Origin of the sequence: uncultured Sunxiuqinia sp. (genome assembly GCF_963974515.1) — a bacterium.
GTDB lineage: Bacteria > Bacteroidota > Bacteroidia > Bacteroidales > Prolixibacteraceae > Sunxiuqinia.
In genome coordinates, this window is the sequence record NZ_CAXBDD010000091.1 from 1 (window position 1) to 15,734 (window position 15,734).

14 protein-coding genes are annotated in these 15,734 nt (G+C 46.5%); 12 read left to right on the top strand and 2 right to left on the bottom strand.

Features of this window, described 5'->3' with window-relative positions; genetic code table 11:
• Positions 1 to 203: 203 nt before the first annotated feature.
• Together AAC033_RS15320 and AAC033_RS15325 are read left to right on the top strand one after the other, a co-directional pair.
• Complete coding sequence (locus tag AAC033_RS15320; protein ID WP_339739673.1) at positions 204 to 1,790, top strand: glycosyltransferase family 39 protein; 1,587 nt, start codon at positions 204 to 206, stop codon at positions 1,788 to 1,790.
• 363 nt (positions 1,791 to 2,153) lie between these two features.
• On the top strand, positions 2,154 to 2,606 hold the full coding sequence (locus AAC033_RS15325; protein ID WP_339739675.1) for a GyrI-like domain-containing protein: 453 nt from the start codon (positions 2,154 to 2,156) through the stop codon (positions 2,604 to 2,606).
• Here AAC033_RS15325 and AAC033_RS15330 read toward each other — a convergent pair.
• Positions 2,588 to 2,830: a hypothetical protein gene (locus AAC033_RS15330; RefSeq protein ID WP_339739677.1), complete on the bottom strand. Its 243-nt coding sequence runs from the start codon at positions 2,828 to 2,830 to the stop codon at positions 2,588 to 2,590. The genes AAC033_RS15325 and AAC033_RS15330 overlap by 19 nt on opposite strands.
• 2 nt (positions 2,831 to 2,832) lie before the next feature.
• Here AAC033_RS15330 and AAC033_RS15335 point away from each other — a divergent pair, with 2 nt between their 5' ends.
• The 8 genes from AAC033_RS15335 (at position 2,833) to AAC033_RS15370 (ending at position 11,400) form a co-directional block, all read left to right on the top strand.
• The gene (locus AAC033_RS15335; RefSeq protein WP_339739679.1) at positions 2,833 to 3,792 is read left to right on the top strand and encodes a YafY family protein; all 960 of its coding nucleotides are present in this window, start codon (positions 2,833 to 2,835) and stop codon (positions 3,790 to 3,792) included.
• Between the two features lie 304 nt (positions 3,793 to 4,096).
• On the top strand, positions 4,097 to 4,540 hold the full coding sequence (locus tag AAC033_RS15340; protein WP_339739681.1) for a thioredoxin family protein: 444 nt from the start codon (positions 4,097 to 4,099) through the stop codon (positions 4,538 to 4,540).
• Positions 4,541 to 4,543: 3 nt separating this feature from the next.
• Positions 4,544 to 5,554: an FAD:protein FMN transferase gene (locus tag AAC033_RS15345; RefSeq protein ID WP_339739682.1), complete on the top strand. Its 1,011-nt coding sequence runs from the start codon at positions 4,544 to 4,546 to the stop codon at positions 5,552 to 5,554.
• The gene (locus tag AAC033_RS15350; RefSeq protein WP_339739683.1) at positions 5,523 to 5,765 is read left to right on the top strand and encodes a DUF4266 domain-containing protein; all 243 of its coding nucleotides are present in this window, start codon (positions 5,523 to 5,525) and stop codon (positions 5,763 to 5,765) included. Before AAC033_RS15345 ends, AAC033_RS15350 begins: the two co-directional genes overlap by 32 nt.
• Before the next feature lie 6 nt (positions 5,766 to 5,771).
• A complete protein-coding gene (locus AAC033_RS15355) occupies positions 5,772 to 7,241 on the top strand; it encodes a DUF3570 domain-containing protein (protein WP_339739684.1) in 1,470 nt (489 codons plus the stop codon).
• A 146-nt stretch (positions 7,242 to 7,387) separates the two neighbouring features.
• A complete protein-coding gene (locus AAC033_RS15360; protein ID WP_339739685.1) occupies positions 7,388 to 7,933 on the top strand; it encodes a sigma-70 family RNA polymerase sigma factor in 546 nt (181 codons plus the stop codon).
• A gap of 3 nt (positions 7,934 to 7,936) precedes the next feature.
• Entirely contained in the window at positions 7,937 to 8,803 is an 867-nt protein-coding gene (locus AAC033_RS15365) for a FecR domain-containing protein (protein ID WP_339739686.1), read from the top strand.
• Positions 8,800 to 11,400: a TonB-dependent receptor plug domain-containing protein gene (locus tag AAC033_RS15370; RefSeq protein ID WP_339739688.1), complete on the top strand. Its 2,601-nt coding sequence runs from the start codon at positions 8,800 to 8,802 to the stop codon at positions 11,398 to 11,400. The genes AAC033_RS15365 and AAC033_RS15370 overlap by 4 nt, the downstream gene beginning before the upstream one ends.
• A 340-nt stretch (positions 11,401 to 11,740) precedes the next feature.
• Here the strand turns inward: AAC033_RS15370 and AAC033_RS15375 are convergent, their stop codons facing one another.
• Positions 11,741 to 11,890, bottom strand: a complete 150-nt coding sequence (locus tag AAC033_RS15375; protein ID WP_339739690.1) for a hypothetical protein — start codon at positions 11,888 to 11,890, stop codon at positions 11,741 to 11,743.
• 260 nt (positions 11,891 to 12,150) lie between these two features.
• Here AAC033_RS15375 and AAC033_RS15380 point away from each other — a divergent pair, with 260 nt between their 5' ends.
• Together AAC033_RS15380 and AAC033_RS15385 are read left to right on the top strand one after the other, a co-directional pair.
• Positions 12,151 to 12,657, top strand: a complete 507-nt coding sequence (locus tag AAC033_RS15380; protein WP_339739692.1) for a hypothetical protein — start codon at positions 12,151 to 12,153, stop codon at positions 12,655 to 12,657.
• Positions 12,658 to 12,732: 75 nt separating this feature from the next.
• On the top strand, positions 12,733 to 15,734 hold a 3,002-nt coding region (locus AAC033_RS15385), incomplete at its 3' end, for a PKD domain-containing protein (protein WP_339739694.1).

The following is a 15,734-nucleotide window of genomic DNA, read 5'->3' on the forward strand; positions in this document are numbered from 1 at the left end:
TAAAATCAAAAGATGTATATCTTAGGAAAACGGGCGGGTTGATAAAAAACATCAATGGACACGTTAGGATTCTGTAACCCCAGCAGGCTTGAAAGAGATCATCAATCGTTTCGTAGAGGAATAGAAGACTGTTTGTCGAAAAAAGGTCTCCTGAGAGGGCCCAATTTTAGATCTTTGTAATGTGCTTCTGAAAATAGTCAGCCATGCAAAGCAAACTCACAAAAATAAAATTTCGACCAACAGTTGACAGTCTTTCTTCGGGATGGCAACTGATTGGATTATTGGCCATGATGAAATTTGCCATTCACCTGGTCACGTTTTCGAACTTCGAATTGCACCGCGACGCCTATTTGTATTATGCTCAAAGCGAACACCTGGCCTGGGGATATTTCTCGGTTCCGCCTTTTATCGCGGTTGTTGGCAAGCTGGCAACTGCCATTTTCGGCAACACGACTTTTGCCTTGCGCTTTTTCCCCATGGTCGTCGGAGCAATCAATGTCGTGATCATTGGGGTCGCGGTGAAGGAGCTTGGCGGCAAGAAAATTGCCATTGCTTTGGCCGGCTTGGCGTACATTTTATCACCGGCATATTTACATGCCAACACGCTTTTTCAACCCGTTAGTTTCAATCATTTTTTTTGGTTGCTTGCTACTTTTCTAATGCTGAAGATGGTGAACCGCGGCGACCCGAGACAATGGCTTTGGATAGGCCTGGTTTTCGGTTTGGGTTTTCTGAATAAATATTCCATCGTGTTTCTTTACGCGGCTTTTGGGTTGGCTTTACTGCTTTCAATACATCGGCGCCTGATTTGGACGCGACAGTTTTTAATGGCTGCAGGGCTGGCGCTGGTCATTATTCTGCCTAATCTCATCTGGCAAGCCCAGCATCATTGGCCGGTGATACACCACATGACGCAGTTGCGGGAAAGTCAATTGGTGCATGTCAATCGTATCGACTTTCTGTTAGATCAGTTGCTGATGAATTCGCACGCTATTTTCATTTGGATTTTAGCGGTCGTAGTCTTGTTGTTTGTTGATCAGGAAAAGAACTTCCGGCTGTTTGGGCTGACCTTTATCCTGATCCTTTTACTCTTGCTTATGGGAAGTGGAAAGTCCTACTATTCGCTGGGAATTTATCCCCTGCTGTTTGTGTTTGGTGCTTTCCATACAGAGAAGTATATCCGGCGTTTTTTATTGCCGGTAGCTGGCTTTTTAGTGGCTGCCATGTTGCTTGTGCTGTATGCCTCCTTGTCCTTCGATGGCATTCCGTTTGTCACCTATGAGCAAGCTTTGAAAAAGGATGCCTACCGTTGGGAAGATGGTGAATACCATGATTTGTCTCAGGATATGGCCGACATGACCGGCTGGAAACAGTTAGGTGAGGCCGTTGGTGCGGTTTACGGTGAACTGGATGAAACCAGGCAAAACAATTGTTTTATTTTCTGTGATAACTACGGACAGGCGGGCGCGGTAATGTTTTATGGAAAGAAGCAAGGGATTCCGCAACCTGCCTCGCTTAACGACAGTTTTATGTTTTGGTCGCCTGACAAATTGGATGTCGAATATGTTATCTGGGTGCACTCCAGTGTGAGTGGAAGAATTGATCCGGAGATCTTTTTAACCCGGCATTTTGAAGAAGTTCAGTTGAAATACACCATTCGGAATCCGTATTTTCGGGAGAACGGCAGCCAGGTTTTTCTTTGCAAGCATCCGACAGATGAATTGAGAACCCTGTATCAAAAACGGCTGGCAGAAGAGCGGGGCGAAGCCGAAAACGACCCCTCCAATTGAGGGGCTACTTAGGTTTAAGGAAGAAAAATAGGATATTTAATCAAAAGAAGCGCTTCAAATGATGATTCGATTTGTTGATCAAACTTTTCTCCACAAAAATTTAAATTGATCCGGCAATTCCTTCTGAAAGTCCATGCACGTGACCACCTCTATCCGCCCAAAATAGCAGTGTTTAGAGACTTTTGGAGGATGGTTTTAAACCAGTGTCACTTTTTTTGACCTACTGACATACTGTTGTCACTAGCTGTCATTTCCTTTGTCACCGAAACAATTATAAATTCAATGATCATGAAACAGCAAGCGTCCATTTTTAGCATTTTACTTTTAGGTTCTCTTGTCGTAAAAAATCAATCCTCAAATGCCATGGAAAAAAAGAATCTGGAAAAAACACCCGTTCTGATGTATTCGCTGGAGACCACTCTGGCAACCATGATGAATGATTTTGGAGAAGTTCCGAATGACATCGTCGTCAAAGCCCAGGAGCTCGGGCTAGAAATTACCGGGCCCCAGATCTGGCAATACGAAGGTGCCGATGGAAGGCCCGAAACCGTCTTCAAGCTGGATATCTGTCTGCCGGTAAATCAAGCCAGCGGCAATGCTGGTAAGTTCCGGTTTGGCGTATTGCCCGAAGGAGCTTGCATTTCCGACATCCACAAGGGAAGCTGGGCTAAGCTGGGCGATACCTACTGCCGGATGTTCGGCGAAATAAGCCGGAAAGGGATTGTCCCTACTGGCCTGTGCCGGGAGATCTATCATCATTTCGACATGGAGAACGAAGAGGTTAACGTGACTGAAGTTCAGGTAATGATCCAGTAAGGAGCAGAAAAAAAAGCCGAAATCGCCCGGACGATTTCCATCCGGCGATTTCGGGCTTCTTCTTCAGCTCGAACGGCATCGAAAACGGGGAACAACCTTATGCCGGTTCCGGCATCACTAAACTGTGCGACCAGGAGAATTCCAATGTCGGGATCAAGAGGCTGTGCGAAAATTTCACTATTTTGCACACCAATCACCTCCTTCATATTTAAATAGCTATTCATACATGAACCGCACCGACCGACTCAATGCTATTCTGATTCAACTGCAAAGCAAGCGGGTTGTTAAGGCACAGGAAATTGCCGACCGTTTCGGCATCAGTGTGCGGACCGTTTACCGCGATATCCGCGCCCTGGAAGAGGCCGGCATTCCGATTGGCGCCGAAGCCGGAATCGGTTACTTTTTACAGGAAAACTATCATTTACCACCAGTCATGTTTACCAATGATGAGGCTTCGGCCCTGCTGTTTGGCGAAAAGCTGATTGAGAAGATGAGCGATGAGAAGATTAAGGCGGATTTTTGTTCGGCGCTTTATAAGGTGAAGGCCATCTTGAAGCCATCGGAAAAAGATTACCTTGAGAAGCTTCACGACCGGATAGCGGTGTACAATTACCATTCAATGGGCGAACGTTTCAGCCGGCTCTACCTGAATGAAATACAGCAAGCCTTGGTTCATCAACAGGTTTTGCGCATCAGGTATGAATCGAAATACGCCGAAGAAGCCAGCTGGCGGGTGGTTGAACCCATTGGCCTGTGCAATTACTCGTCGCGCTGGCATTTGTTTGCCTGGTGCCGGCTGCGGCAGGACTACCGCGATTTCAGGCTCGACCGCATGGCTGATTTACAACTCACCGACGAGACCTTCAAAGGAAAGCAACATTTGAGTATTGGTGAATACATGGCGCAAAATGCAATCATCACTTCCGAAGTCAACATTTCGCTCCTAATTCCCAAAAACAGGGCGAAACACCTGGATGAGGCCAGGTATTGGTTCGGTTTTTTAAGCGAAGAAGAGCAAGGCGATTGGGTGCGCATGCAGTTTTCGAACAACGATTTGCAGGGCTTTGCCCTATGGATTCTAAATACCGGCAGTCGAGCCCGGGTGGAGTTTCCAGCCGAACTTTCGGCAATCATAACCAATCATGTGGATGAATTGGTAGAGACTTACCGGGATCATCAGGAATGAAGGTGACATCATGCAAGCTTGAGTGATCAATTGATGTTCTTGTGTATAAATTCAGAAGCAAGCTGCTTATGGACCACAAAACCTCGGGCATAACGACAATAGCTGTAGTTGAAAACTACGGAAGTTATTATTCAATCTTTTCAGGATACCCTTTTCTCTCCCACAAAAATTTGAAGTGATTCAGCTTGAGGATCCCCATTCGCAAAAAAAAAGTAGGGTAAACGGTGTTTGCTCAGGATATAACCAAAGAACAGTTGAAAAGTCGGGCTTTTACCGGAAGCTTTCATTTTAAAAAATAGGTACTATGAGTAAAAAAATTGGCATGCTGATCGTGCTTTGGGTAGTGCTTGTCCCTTCAGTATTTGCGCAGGAATGGCTAACCAAGCTGGATGAGGCGAAATCAAAAGCTACAGAAACAAATCAGAATATTTTATTGGTTTTTTCCGGTTCCGACTGGTGTGTTCCGTGTATGAAACTGGAGAAATCGATCTGGAATTCGGAGGAGTTTAAAACATTTTCGGACGATCATTTTGTGTTGTTGCGGGCTGACTTTCTGAAACAAAAGAAAAACAGGCTGAGCGAGGAACAGCAGGCACACAATGAGCAACTCGCCGAAAAATACAATCCCAATGGCTTTTTCCCGCTGGTGCTTGTATTGAACAACGAAGGAGAAGTGCTTGGACAAACGGGCTACAAAAATGTCTCTCCGTCAGAGTACATCAAACAACTGGTTGAATTAGAAAATTAGGCCATGACACGATTCATTTCAATCATCTTTTTAGCGGGCCTTTGCTTGCCTGTACATTCGCAGGAAACCTTTATGCGCACCCTGAAGCTGATGGGCTCGCGCTACGAGATTTCGGTGGTTGCTGGCAGCCAGGACGAAGGCGATCGGTATATCGATTTGGCAGTGGAAGAGATTAGCCGGATTGAAAAGAGTATCTCCTCCTGGGATCCCGACTCGCAAACCTCACAAATTAACCGGAATGCCGGCATCGGCCCGGTGAAAGTTGATGCGGAGCTTTTTGGGCTTGTTGAGCGGGCGTTGCAAATCTCGAAAATAACGGATGGCGCGTTTGATATTTCGTATGCTGCCATGGATCGCATCTGGGTTTTCGACGGAAGCCTGCAACAAATGCCGGACGAAGAAACAATCCGTCAATCGGTTGCCAAAGTAGGCTATGAAAACGTCGTGCTTGATAAAGCTGAGCAAACCATTTTTCTGCAATTGCCGGGGATGAAAATCGGCTTTGGCGCTATCGGAAAAGGGTATTCGGCCGATCGGGCGAAAGCACTGCTGATGGAAGCCGGCGTAGCTGGCGGAATGATCAATGCTTCGGGCGATCTGAACTGCTGGGGTGAAAAGCACGACGGCACACCCTGGATGGTCGGCATTACCAACCCGTTGAATAAAAATAAAGTCTTTGGCTGGTTTCCAATTCAAAACAGTGCGGTGGTTACTTCGGGTGACTATGAAAAGTTTGTGGTGTTGAATGGCAAGCGCTATGCCCACATAATTGATCCCCGAACCGGCTACCCGTCATCCGGATTGGCGAGTGTAAGCATTTTTGCGCCTCGCGCCGAACTGGCCGATGCGCTGGCTACTTCAGTTTTTGTGATGGGCATCGAGGCAGGAATCAACCTGATTGACCAGCTAAAGGGCATTGAATGCATTGTGGTCGATGACCAGGGGAAAGTTTACGATTCGAAAAATATAGAGCGAAATGAGCATGAAATGGAAATTGCCGGATGGCAGAAATAGGCTGAATCGATTGTTGCTAATTGGCTTTGCCGTGGTTGCGCTGAGTTCGTGCGTGGCTGTGAAGGAGTACGAAAAAGTGTATATCAACGACCCGAATATGAAGTTGAGTGCAGCCGCCGACCAGCGGTTCGAGTTGAATTTTCAGGTGTATCGCGAAGCAGCGGCAGGTGCCAATGGCGGAAAGTCGGGCGGAGGATGTGGATGTAATTGATCAGCTATGAAAAGAATACTGCTTTTATTTTTCCTGTTGCTCCTTTTTCATTTCGGGAAAGCTCAATCAACCAATCAGAATACATACAAAAAACGGGTACTGGAATCGCCGGAGATCGAAATTTTGATGAGCTATTACCAGCAAAATGGTGATCATTCGTCTGTTGGAGGTGGTATTGGCGACGAATCTTTGGATAACTTCACGCCGACCATTGTGGTGACCCTTCCTTTAAATGACGATGATGTTTTGACAATCGATGTCGGATTGTCGGCCTACACCTCGGCATCTTCCAGTAATATCAACCCGTTTAACAGCTCCGGAGCTTCAGCTCGTGGAGATGATGAGGAAGACGAAGATGATCACGAGGGCGATGACGAGGATGATTTCCAGCCAGGTTCGTCGGAACCAACGACTGGAACACCCTGGCTGGCTTCGTCAGGAGCATCGCAATCCGATGTACTGGCCAGTGTTAGTATCGACTATAGCCATAGCTCCGACGACCGCAACTGGATTTTGGGCCTCCACGGATCAGCATCGAAAGAGTACGATTATCATTCGCTGGGCTTTGGCGGGAGTGTAGCCCGGCTTTTTGCAGAGAAAAATACCGAGCTGAGTTTAAAAACGCAGGTGTATCTGGATGCTTGGAAGCCCATTTACCCGACGGAGTTACACGAATACAGCCGGTATGGGAGCAACTTTCAGAATTCAGGCTATTTTGAGGGGATGACGGTGATCAACGAACAAGGAAACCCGACAACGGCCTATTTGCCAGACCTGTTTTCGGAATGGGACTCGAAAAAGCGGAATTCCTATTCGGCTTCGCTGGGTTTTTCGCAAATCGTCAGCGAGCGTTTGCAGGCCTCTTTTTTTGTCGATCTGATCTATCAGGAGGGGCGACTGTCCACGCCCTATCACCGGATCTATTTTGCCGATCGGCCGAATTACTACATTGGCACGGCCAGCGACATTCCTGTTTATGCGACCCGCGAAAACACAGGTGTTTTCCGCCTCGCTGATGAGGTCGAGCGATTGCCCGAAACCCGCTTGAAAATACCTTTTGGCGCCCGGATCAATTATTACCTGAGCGGAACGTTCAAGCTACGCACTTACTATCGTTATTACACTGACGACTGGGGAATTACCGCGCATACCGGAAGCGTGGAGTTGCCCGTTAGCTTATCGCCCAAATTCACGCTAACACCCACTTACCGCTATTATGAGCAAACGGCGGCCACTTACTTTGCTCCTTTCGAAACGCATGTTTCCACCGAGCAGTTTTACACGTCGGATTATGATTTAGCGGAGTTCCAAAGTAATCAGTGGGGGATTGGACTGAGCTATACGAACATATTCTCGACCCCAAAGTTCCTGCGATTGGGGCTGAAGACTGTCAACCTGCGCTTTGGTCATTACGACCGCAGCGATGGTCTGAAGGCGAACATTGTATCGTTTGGATTGAAATATGTTTTTGAATAAGGTAGGGTGATCGGCTTTTGATCAGGATAAAATACAGAGGGATGATTTAAAAGAAGTTCTAATCAGTTGGGTTGAAAAAAATGGTGTGTGTGACGAATCGAAGTATTTTCATTTATCTTTGATTGCAAAGTGAAAATATTCGGCCGTTGACCAGACAAGATTTCAATTTTCTATTTCAAACGTATTTCGAAGAAGTCAGAAGATACGTGTTTTACCGCTCGGGCGATGAGGAGCTGGCAACCGATATTGCTCAGGATACTTTTCTGCGGCTGTGGGAAAAGCGAGACGATATTAAGCTGGCGACGGTGAAGGGCTTGCTTCTCAAAATGGCCACTGACCTTTACATTACGAGGTATCATAAAGAGAAACGGGCCTTTAACTTTTTCAATACGTTTGTTCCCCGCGAAACCAGTCTCACACCAGAAGATCAGTTGAATTACAAGGAATTGAAAAAGGCCTATGAAGAAGCTTTAAAAAGTATGCCGGAAAAGCAGCGGGTGGTGTTTTTGATGAACCGGATCGATGAATTGAAATACCGTGAAATCGCCGATCAGTTGGGGCTGAGTGTTAAAGCCATTGAAAAACGCATGAGCCAGGCGCTCGAACACCTCAAGCAGCAGCTAAGAGACAAAGTTTCGCACATTGTTTTACTGATTTTGACCAGTTGTTTATTCCGTAGATTTAAAAATTGACAGGTGAAAGATGACAAGCAACACACCGGATTGGATGCAATTGACAGGCAAAGCCAAGCTTTTTTCGCCGGGGGAACCTTTCGCTGGAAGAAAAGTGAGGCCGAAGTGTTGGCCGAGCTGGATGAGCAAATTCGTTGGCAGTCTTCGGCCCGTTCGTTTCGCCTGAGCATGCGCATGGGAGCCATGGCGGCCAGCTTTCTGCTGATTGTAGCCTTGGGATCATTCCTGCGTTTTTATTCCACCACCGTTGAGGTTTCAGTCGGAACACATCAATTGGCTGACCTGCCCGATGGCTCCACTGTAGAGTTGAATGCTGGCTCCACCCTGAGCTATTACCCCTATTGGTGGCGCTTTAAGCGGATTGTAACCTTAGAAGGGGAAGCTTTTTTCGATGTTCAAAAAGGCCAAAAGTTTGTTGTCCGCTCTTCGCAAGGGAAGACGCAAGTGCTGGGAACTTCTTTTAATATTCTGGCACGGGGCGACCGTTACCGGGTTACCTGCTTGAGCGGAAGCGTCCGGGTGAGTTCGAAGCAAAACAAACAAGTGGTTTTGCAGGCAGGCGGTCAGGCTGTTGTTCAGCCCGATGGCGAAATAGAACTCCGGCAAAACATCGAGACTTTTCCTGAAATATCATGGCGCGATCATGTTTTTGTATTTACCTCCACGCCAATTCAAGCGGTTTTTGAGGAAATTGAACGTCAGTATGGTGTGACCATCCAAACTGACACGACTTCCGAAGTATTCTACACCGGTAATTTCACAAAAGAGCAGAACGTGGAGGATATTTTGGGTTATGTTTGTCCTGCCGTTGGGTTGAAATACATCAGGAAATCACCTAACTTGTATTTCATAACTCAGACGAATGAATGATACGCACATTTGTAATCGGACTTCTTTTTTTATTCTGTAGTTCTGCCGCATGGGCGCAAGGCCGTCCCATTGTTGTTAAGGCTCAAAACCAGCCTCTCCAGGAAGTATTATTGCATCTTCGCGATCAGTATGGCTTTTTGCTTTCGTATAATGCCGGAGAAATGGCAGCTTACAAAGTCACTCTTTCCCAAACATTTCGAAACCAGGAAGACGCCTTGAAAGCACTTCTCCAGGGTTTGCCCTTTCATTTAAAGAAATCGAACCAGGTTCTGATCATCATTCCAAATAAGAAGCAAGCTGTTGCAGCACCGCAAAGACGGAGCATCTCCGGGCAAATTGTGGAGGCGGGGAGTGGAGAACCGCTGGCCTTCTCGGCGTTGCTGATTAATCAGCAGCAGCTCTTTGCCGACGGTATCGGTTCGTTCAACTACACCACCGAAGATAGCCTGGTTCGGCTGCAGGTTTCGCATTTGGGCTATTATGTACTGGATACCGTGCTTGCACCGGGCACCAACCAGCAAATTGAGCTGGTGCCGTCGTTTAAGAATTTGCCCGAAGTGACGGTGGAGAACAATTTGATTGAGAAAGCGGCAGTCATTGGTGAGAAGGCGGGAAATATGAAGTTGAATCACAGCATCTCGCGGTTTCTGGCGGGGCAAGGCGACAACTCGGTTTTCAACTTGTTGAAACTGATGCCCGGCATCCAGGCTTCGAACGAACAGACCGTGGATTTGTACCTTTGGGGCAGCTATGAGGGCCAAAGCCAGATTACCTTCGATGAATTTACCTTATTTGGTCTGAAAGAGTTTAATACCAACATTAGTCTCATTAACCCCTTCATTGTAAAAAATATTGAAGTTTATAAAGGAGGATACGAAGCCCGTTACGGAAATCGGGTGGGCGGTCTGGTGAATATTTTTGGCAAGAATGGCCATCGAAAAAAGCCTGGGTTTCAGTTCAACATCAACCCCATGACCTTGAATGCCATGGCAGAACTGCCCGTTGCCGATCACTCCTCGCTTATTCTGGCTTACCGTCAAACGTACTACAATCCGTACAGCCATAATGATTTCAATTTGTTTGGATTGAAAATACATGGCAAGCAAGAAGACGCCGGGCAGACCTATGAAGAAGGGGAACGAGCGAGTATCAGCGTGTTTCCCGATCGGTACCAGTTTCGTGATTTCAATGTGAAATACACCGCCAACCTGGCGAATAATGACCAGTTGGCAATAAGCGCTTATTATGGTGGCGATGATTTTAGTCTGAGTACGGCCAACCGACTGGTAGAAACGCATTACGATGAAGAAGAAGAGGAGGAGGAAGAAACTTCATTAGAGGTATTGTTTTCGAGCCATGAGGAAAACAGACAGTTGGGAACCTCCTTGTTTTATAGCAAGACCTGGAGGAATGGTGATCGTTCGCAACTGATTTTGGCGCATTCCAGTTTTCGGCAGAGTATTATCGATTTAATTGAGGCGGACAACCTGGAAGACGGGGAGGTGTATAACCGCGATTGGGTTGAAATTGAAAATGAAGCGCAGGAAAGTTCCGTTCGCCTTGAGAACAGCATGACCATTGCAGGAGGCCACCAGTTGGAGTTTGGTGGCGGTTTTTTTGCGAATCAAGGGTTTATCGAAAACAGTAATTTGTACGAGGACGAGCAGCTTGGCGATTCGCATGCCTATTTTAAAAATCATCGCTTTTTCCTGTTTCTGCAAGACAATCTACCCTTGATGGGGCGGCTGACTTTGCGAACCGGGTTCCGGCTGAATAGGGTGAAAAACAGGCTGCTGGCAGAGCCCCGTTTTAACTTGAGCTATGAACTTGGAGAAAGCGTGAAGATCAACAGTTCGTGGGGGATTTATAACCAGTTCATCTACAAAACAGCTTATGTTGATCGCGATGAAAATTACACCTTCCTGTGGACCACCGGCGATGAACAATCCGGGATTTTGAATGCGCAACATTGGAGTGCAGGCTTGAACTTTTCGAAGCAGGATTTTACAATGAGTGTGGAGGGCTACTACAAAACCACCGATCATTTGTCGCGTTACATGCTGGAGAACCGTGTTGTAGCGGGTGAGCCAACGGAAGACTATTATTTGTATCGGGGCGATTCCAAGGCTTACGGGCTTGACTGCTACTTGAAAAAGGATTTTGGCAAACATGCCGTTTGGGGTGCTTATACCCTGAGCGAAACCCGTGAGCGCCTGGCGTACAGTAAGGAGGATTTGGGCGGCTACCAACCTGCTCCGCACGATCAGCGGCATGAGTTGAAATTGGCTGGTCTTTTCAATCTTAAACAGTTCTATATTTCGGCTAACTATGTTTACGGTTCGGGCTTGTATATCCTGCAAAAGCAGGCAGAATCCCCCATTCACTACAAGCGTTTGGATGCGGCGGTAACCTATCGGTTTAACTGGAAGTTGTTGCGTGGCGAAACAGGCCTGTCGGTGCTCAACCTGCTCGACACCCGCAATGTTGTCAGGGGTTACCTGACCAACGTGAGAATCAGTGAAGAACTGGGAACAGTCAGAATTTATACTGACGCCATGCCGCTTATGCCCATTCTGTTCCTGAAACTGGCGTTTTAAAAACGATGATATCATCAGTTCTTCCCGAAAACTTAGTGAAAGTGATATCCCCGGGTCCGGTTTTTCTGTTTAAGGCTGCGATATCGGTACGGTTCCATGTGCTGGTAAGCCTGAACGAATTGCGAAAAACTGCTCGATGAAAAGCTCTGGAGTCTGTCGATCTCTTTAAACGGTAGTTTCGTATGCTCAAGTAAATCGCAGGCCGCCAGACGCAAATATTCGATTATCCAGTCGAGCGAGCTGATGCCAGATATTCACCGGATGCCGCCATCGAACTGTCGTTGGTCGACTCCCGGCATCAAGGCCTATTGTTTTGCCGGTTGTTTCCCGTGTTTGCGAATCAGGTTGGCAAATAAATCCCTACAACTGTTGCCGCTGGGTTTATTCTCAAGAAGTACTTCTGAAAGAGCGAGGCCTTTTGGGAAACGTCTTCGGCCACGCCCGAGTAGACCATTTGCGGGCGAATGGGAGGGTATCCCAAGCTCGTCATAAGTTGAGTTGTTTGATTTTATGAACCAAACGACAAACTTTTTTAAAGAATTTCAACTTTGTCCTAAAATCACAAGACGTACATTTTAGGAAAGCCTAAAAATCTATAAAAAACACAAATGTATTCTTTAGAAAATTACACAGATTGGTCAAAAAACAAACGCACAATTTAGGAATCTGTTCGTTTTTCTAAAATATAAATGCGTCTATCCAGGGAACTTCAAACTTTGCTTGAATTTTGCAAGGTGAGATTTTCGGAGGATGCTCATTTTGATAAAATTCAAGTATGCGGCAGATCGGCGCATGCTACAAAGCATGGATACCAACCCATACTTGGCGATCTTCATTGAAAATTCCTACCTTTCACCTTCGAAAAACGCAAAAATGGATCTGCCCAACATTACCCACACCAATGTCGATGTTTTTTTGAACCGCGAAGACATCATTCTCGACACGATTGCCCAAATCATGAAGGACTTCGGCATGTTTGGGGTGGAAATTCATTTTTCGGGACACATTGATGATGCATACCACGAGCTGCACCAGCAATTGGTGGAGCAGATTGATTCCTTGCTGATCCATAATTCCGACCTGCTGATGTCCATTTTATACCAGGTTGACATTTCGGACCGCGACATAGGCCGCACACAAGCCGATTTTCCGCGTTACAATCAGGTGGAGGTGATCGCCCATCAGATTATCTTCCGCGACCTGAAGAAGGTCTTATTTCGACGTTATTTCAGTGCGAAATCAGCCGGGGAAAATTGATGATGATTGAGGGATAAAATTTTGTGCGGATGTTTCGTTATAATGATTAGTTTTAGGCGATTATAGATTCGATCCGTGAAAAAATACATCTACTCCGTTTTTTTGATTCTGTATGTCAGTTTTTCAATGGGACAAACTGATTTGTGCCGCAAATCGACCGAGGGTACCGACTTTTGGTTTGGGTTTATGGAAAGCCGGAATTACCACAACAAGCATTTTGTTGATATTACCGTAACCGCACGCGAGACGACCAGTTTCCAGGTTTTTACAGGTAACGGCGAAACACTTTTTGGGGAGTTTACAGTTCAGGCCAATCAAAGCGAGCGTGTCCCAATTCCATGGGAGTTGGTAGAAGCGACCGGCTCAGAAGCCATCCAGGATAAAGGGATTCATTTGGTCTCCAAAAAACCGGTTAATGTTTACGCACTGAACTGGGACGCGAATTCGGCCGATGTCGCTGTGATTTATCCAACGGCATCACTGGGAACGGAGTATTTTGCCATTTGCTACGAGCCCAACATCCACGAAAATAGCAACGGAGATTATGGCAATGGCAGAAACAGTGAGTTTTTGATTGTTGCTGCGGAAGATGAAACCAAGGTACTCATCGTGCCGTCAAAAGTCACCGACAAGCTGGTCAATGCCGGAGATACCATTGAAATCACGTTAAACAAGGGAGAAGTTTACCAGGTTCAATCAATGAATTTTAAAAACCTGCCAGGGCAGGGTGATCTGACTGGTAGTTATGTGTTGTCGGATAAGCCGGTGGCCTTCTATTCCGGATCATTGGCAACTACGGTACCTGTGGAAGCGGGAACATCGGCCTGGGATCACTTGTATGAGCAAATTCCACCGATTCATTCGTGGGGCCGCGAATATTACGCCGTACCCTTGAAATCGCGTGAGCAAGACCTTTACCGAATCATGGCGGCACAGGACGGAACGGTTGTTTATATCGATGGTTTTGCCCCCATAAACTTAGATCGTGGGCAGTTCGAGGACATTATCCTTTATCATAACCAGCCAAAACGGATCTATGCAGAAAAGCCCATTTTGGTTGTGCAGTACAGCCAATCACAATCGGTGGACAAAGACTTTACCGGAGGAAACGGCGACCCGTTTATGATCGTGTTAAGTTCAACCACCCAGTCGAAGAACGATGTGACTTTTGTAGCTTACGATTCCGATCAAATCCAGAAATACTATGTCAATGTGATTACGCTGACCGAGGAAACCGGGAATATTCGATTTAATGGCACAAGTGTTCAAAGCCAGTTTAAACCCTTTGAAAACAGCAATTACTCCTGGGCACAGATTTCACTTTCTCCGGGAACATACCGACTTTGGAATACCAACGAGGACCGCGGTTTTCTGGCCTATGTGTATGGTTTTGGTGGCGTTGAGTCATATGGCTATGGCGTTGGTTTTAATCTGGATCTTGTGCTTGATTTGGGCGAAAGTATCGATTTTCAGGGAGACACGCTTTTGCTGTGTTACGGCGAATCCCGAACGCTTGATGCCGGGCCATATTTTGACTCCTATACATGGAATACCGGCGAAACAACACAAAGATTAACGGTGAATGAAGGTGGAAAGTACACGGTTAAAACAACCACCATTGACGGTTGCGAACTGGAAGATTCCATCGTCATTTTCGTAAGTCATCCTGAAGTTGATTTGGGAGTTGACCACGATGAAGGATGTTTCCCCTACGCCATTACCTTGGACGGGACCGATGGTTTTGAAACATACCTGTGGCAAAATGAATCGGGCGACACCCTTTCTTCACAGCAAATGTTTGACGTGAGTCAAACCGGAGAATATCAGCTCACTGTTTTCGATAAGTACGGATGTCAAGCGGCTGACACAATGAACTTGGTGGTTTTTCAGGTGCCTGAGGTGGATGTTAGCGGCGATGGCTTGGTGTGTGGGGATTTGAACAGCCCGCTCTCCGTTTCCATTACCGGTGCGCCCGAAGCTTTGTGGAATTACGAAGGCAGTTTTACTTGGACAACCAACCAACCGATGCGATTAGCTTTTTCAGAGGAACAACTCAAATCCGTACAGCTGAACGCTTCGGAATACGGCGACTATGAAATTTATTACCAGCTAAAAACCACGGACGGATGTGAGGTCGCAGATACTTTTCAGCTTAGATTCCATCCACAGCCAGAATCCTTGTTCCGATTTGAAGACGATGCCAAATGCGAAGGCTACAGTAAAAAGCTGTTGTTTGACGGCCAAGCTACGGAAAGCGCTACTTTCTACTGGGATCTGGATGGATGTCAGTTTGTTGATACTTTGGGGTGGCAGCAATACAACGTTTCGGTTGGGGCTTTTTTGGCTGAACCGCCTTATATCAGTCTGGTCATTGACGATAACGGCTGCTGGAGCGACACAACCACCCTGCCGTTGGGTGCCAAGCCCAATTTCACCATGGAAGCCGATCACTTGAGAGGTTGTGATGAATTAACGGTGAATTTTACCAGTACGCTGCTGACTGATGATCAGGTTGATTTTCATTGGGAATTCAGCGATGGAGAAATAGAGGACAGTCAGAATGCTACGAAACATTTTGGAACAACCGGTCATTATGGCGTAAGTTTAACGATTACCAATCCGGTTACCCGATGCCAAAACGGGTTTACACTCGATAGCATGATTCAAGTGTTTCCTACTCCAACGGCTTCCATTGTTGCCGATCCCGGTTTTTGTTACGATGATTCAGCACAGATTCATTATGCACACAGCATCGATTCTTCCTTCTGCTATTGGGAATTTGATGGCGCCCGGCAACTGGGTGCAGGAAACGATTCAATTACAGTCCTTCTTGAAGAACCAATTGGTCAAGTTCAATTGAAAGTGAAAGAATATGGTTGCCTGAGCGAATCGGTTGCGATGATGCTAAAAAGAAAACCTCATTTCGATTTTTACACGGATAGTGAAGAGGGATGTCAACCACACGGAGTCGAGCTTTTCGCAGGTCCTGAAGATGGTTTCCTGAGTTATTCCTGGTTAACAGACAGCCTGCCAAATCCGACAGGTGAGTCTGTTTTTCTGAACTTGTCAGATTCCGG

What these genes read in the sequence shown, in the direction of transcription:
- AAC033_RS15320 (WP_339739673.1), top strand. Translation starts at nt 204, where the DNA reads ATGCAAAGCAAACTCACAAAAATAAAATTTCGACCAACAGTTGACAGT.
- AAC033_RS15325 (WP_339739675.1), top strand. Translation starts at nt 2,154, where the DNA reads ATGGAAAAAAAGAATCTGGAAAAAACACCCGTTCTGATGTATTCGCTG.
- AAC033_RS15330 (WP_339739677.1), bottom strand. Translation starts at nt 2,830, where the DNA reads ATGAATAGCTATTTAAATATGAAGGAGGTGATTGGTGTGCAAAATAGT.
- AAC033_RS15335 (WP_339739679.1), top strand. Translation starts at nt 2,833, where the DNA reads ATGAACCGCACCGACCGACTCAATGCTATTCTGATTCAACTGCAAAGC.
- AAC033_RS15340 (WP_339739681.1), top strand. Translation starts at nt 4,097, where the DNA reads ATGAGTAAAAAAATTGGCATGCTGATCGTGCTTTGGGTAGTGCTTGTC.
- AAC033_RS15345 (WP_339739682.1), top strand. Translation starts at nt 4,544, where the DNA reads ATGACACGATTCATTTCAATCATCTTTTTAGCGGGCCTTTGCTTGCCT.
- AAC033_RS15350 (WP_339739683.1), top strand. Translation starts at nt 5,523, where the DNA reads ATGAAATGGAAATTGCCGGATGGCAGAAATAGGCTGAATCGATTGTTG.
- AAC033_RS15355 (WP_339739684.1), top strand. Translation starts at nt 5,772, where the DNA reads ATGAAAAGAATACTGCTTTTATTTTTCCTGTTGCTCCTTTTTCATTTC.
- AAC033_RS15370 (WP_339739688.1), top strand. Translation starts at nt 8,800, where the DNA reads ATGATACGCACATTTGTAATCGGACTTCTTTTTTTATTCTGTAGTTCT.
- AAC033_RS15375 (WP_339739690.1), bottom strand. Translation starts at nt 11,890, where the DNA reads ATGACGAGCTTGGGATACCCTCCCATTCGCCCGCAAATGGTCTACTCG.
- AAC033_RS15380 (WP_339739692.1), top strand. Translation starts at nt 12,151, where the DNA reads ATGCTCATTTTGATAAAATTCAAGTATGCGGCAGATCGGCGCATGCTA.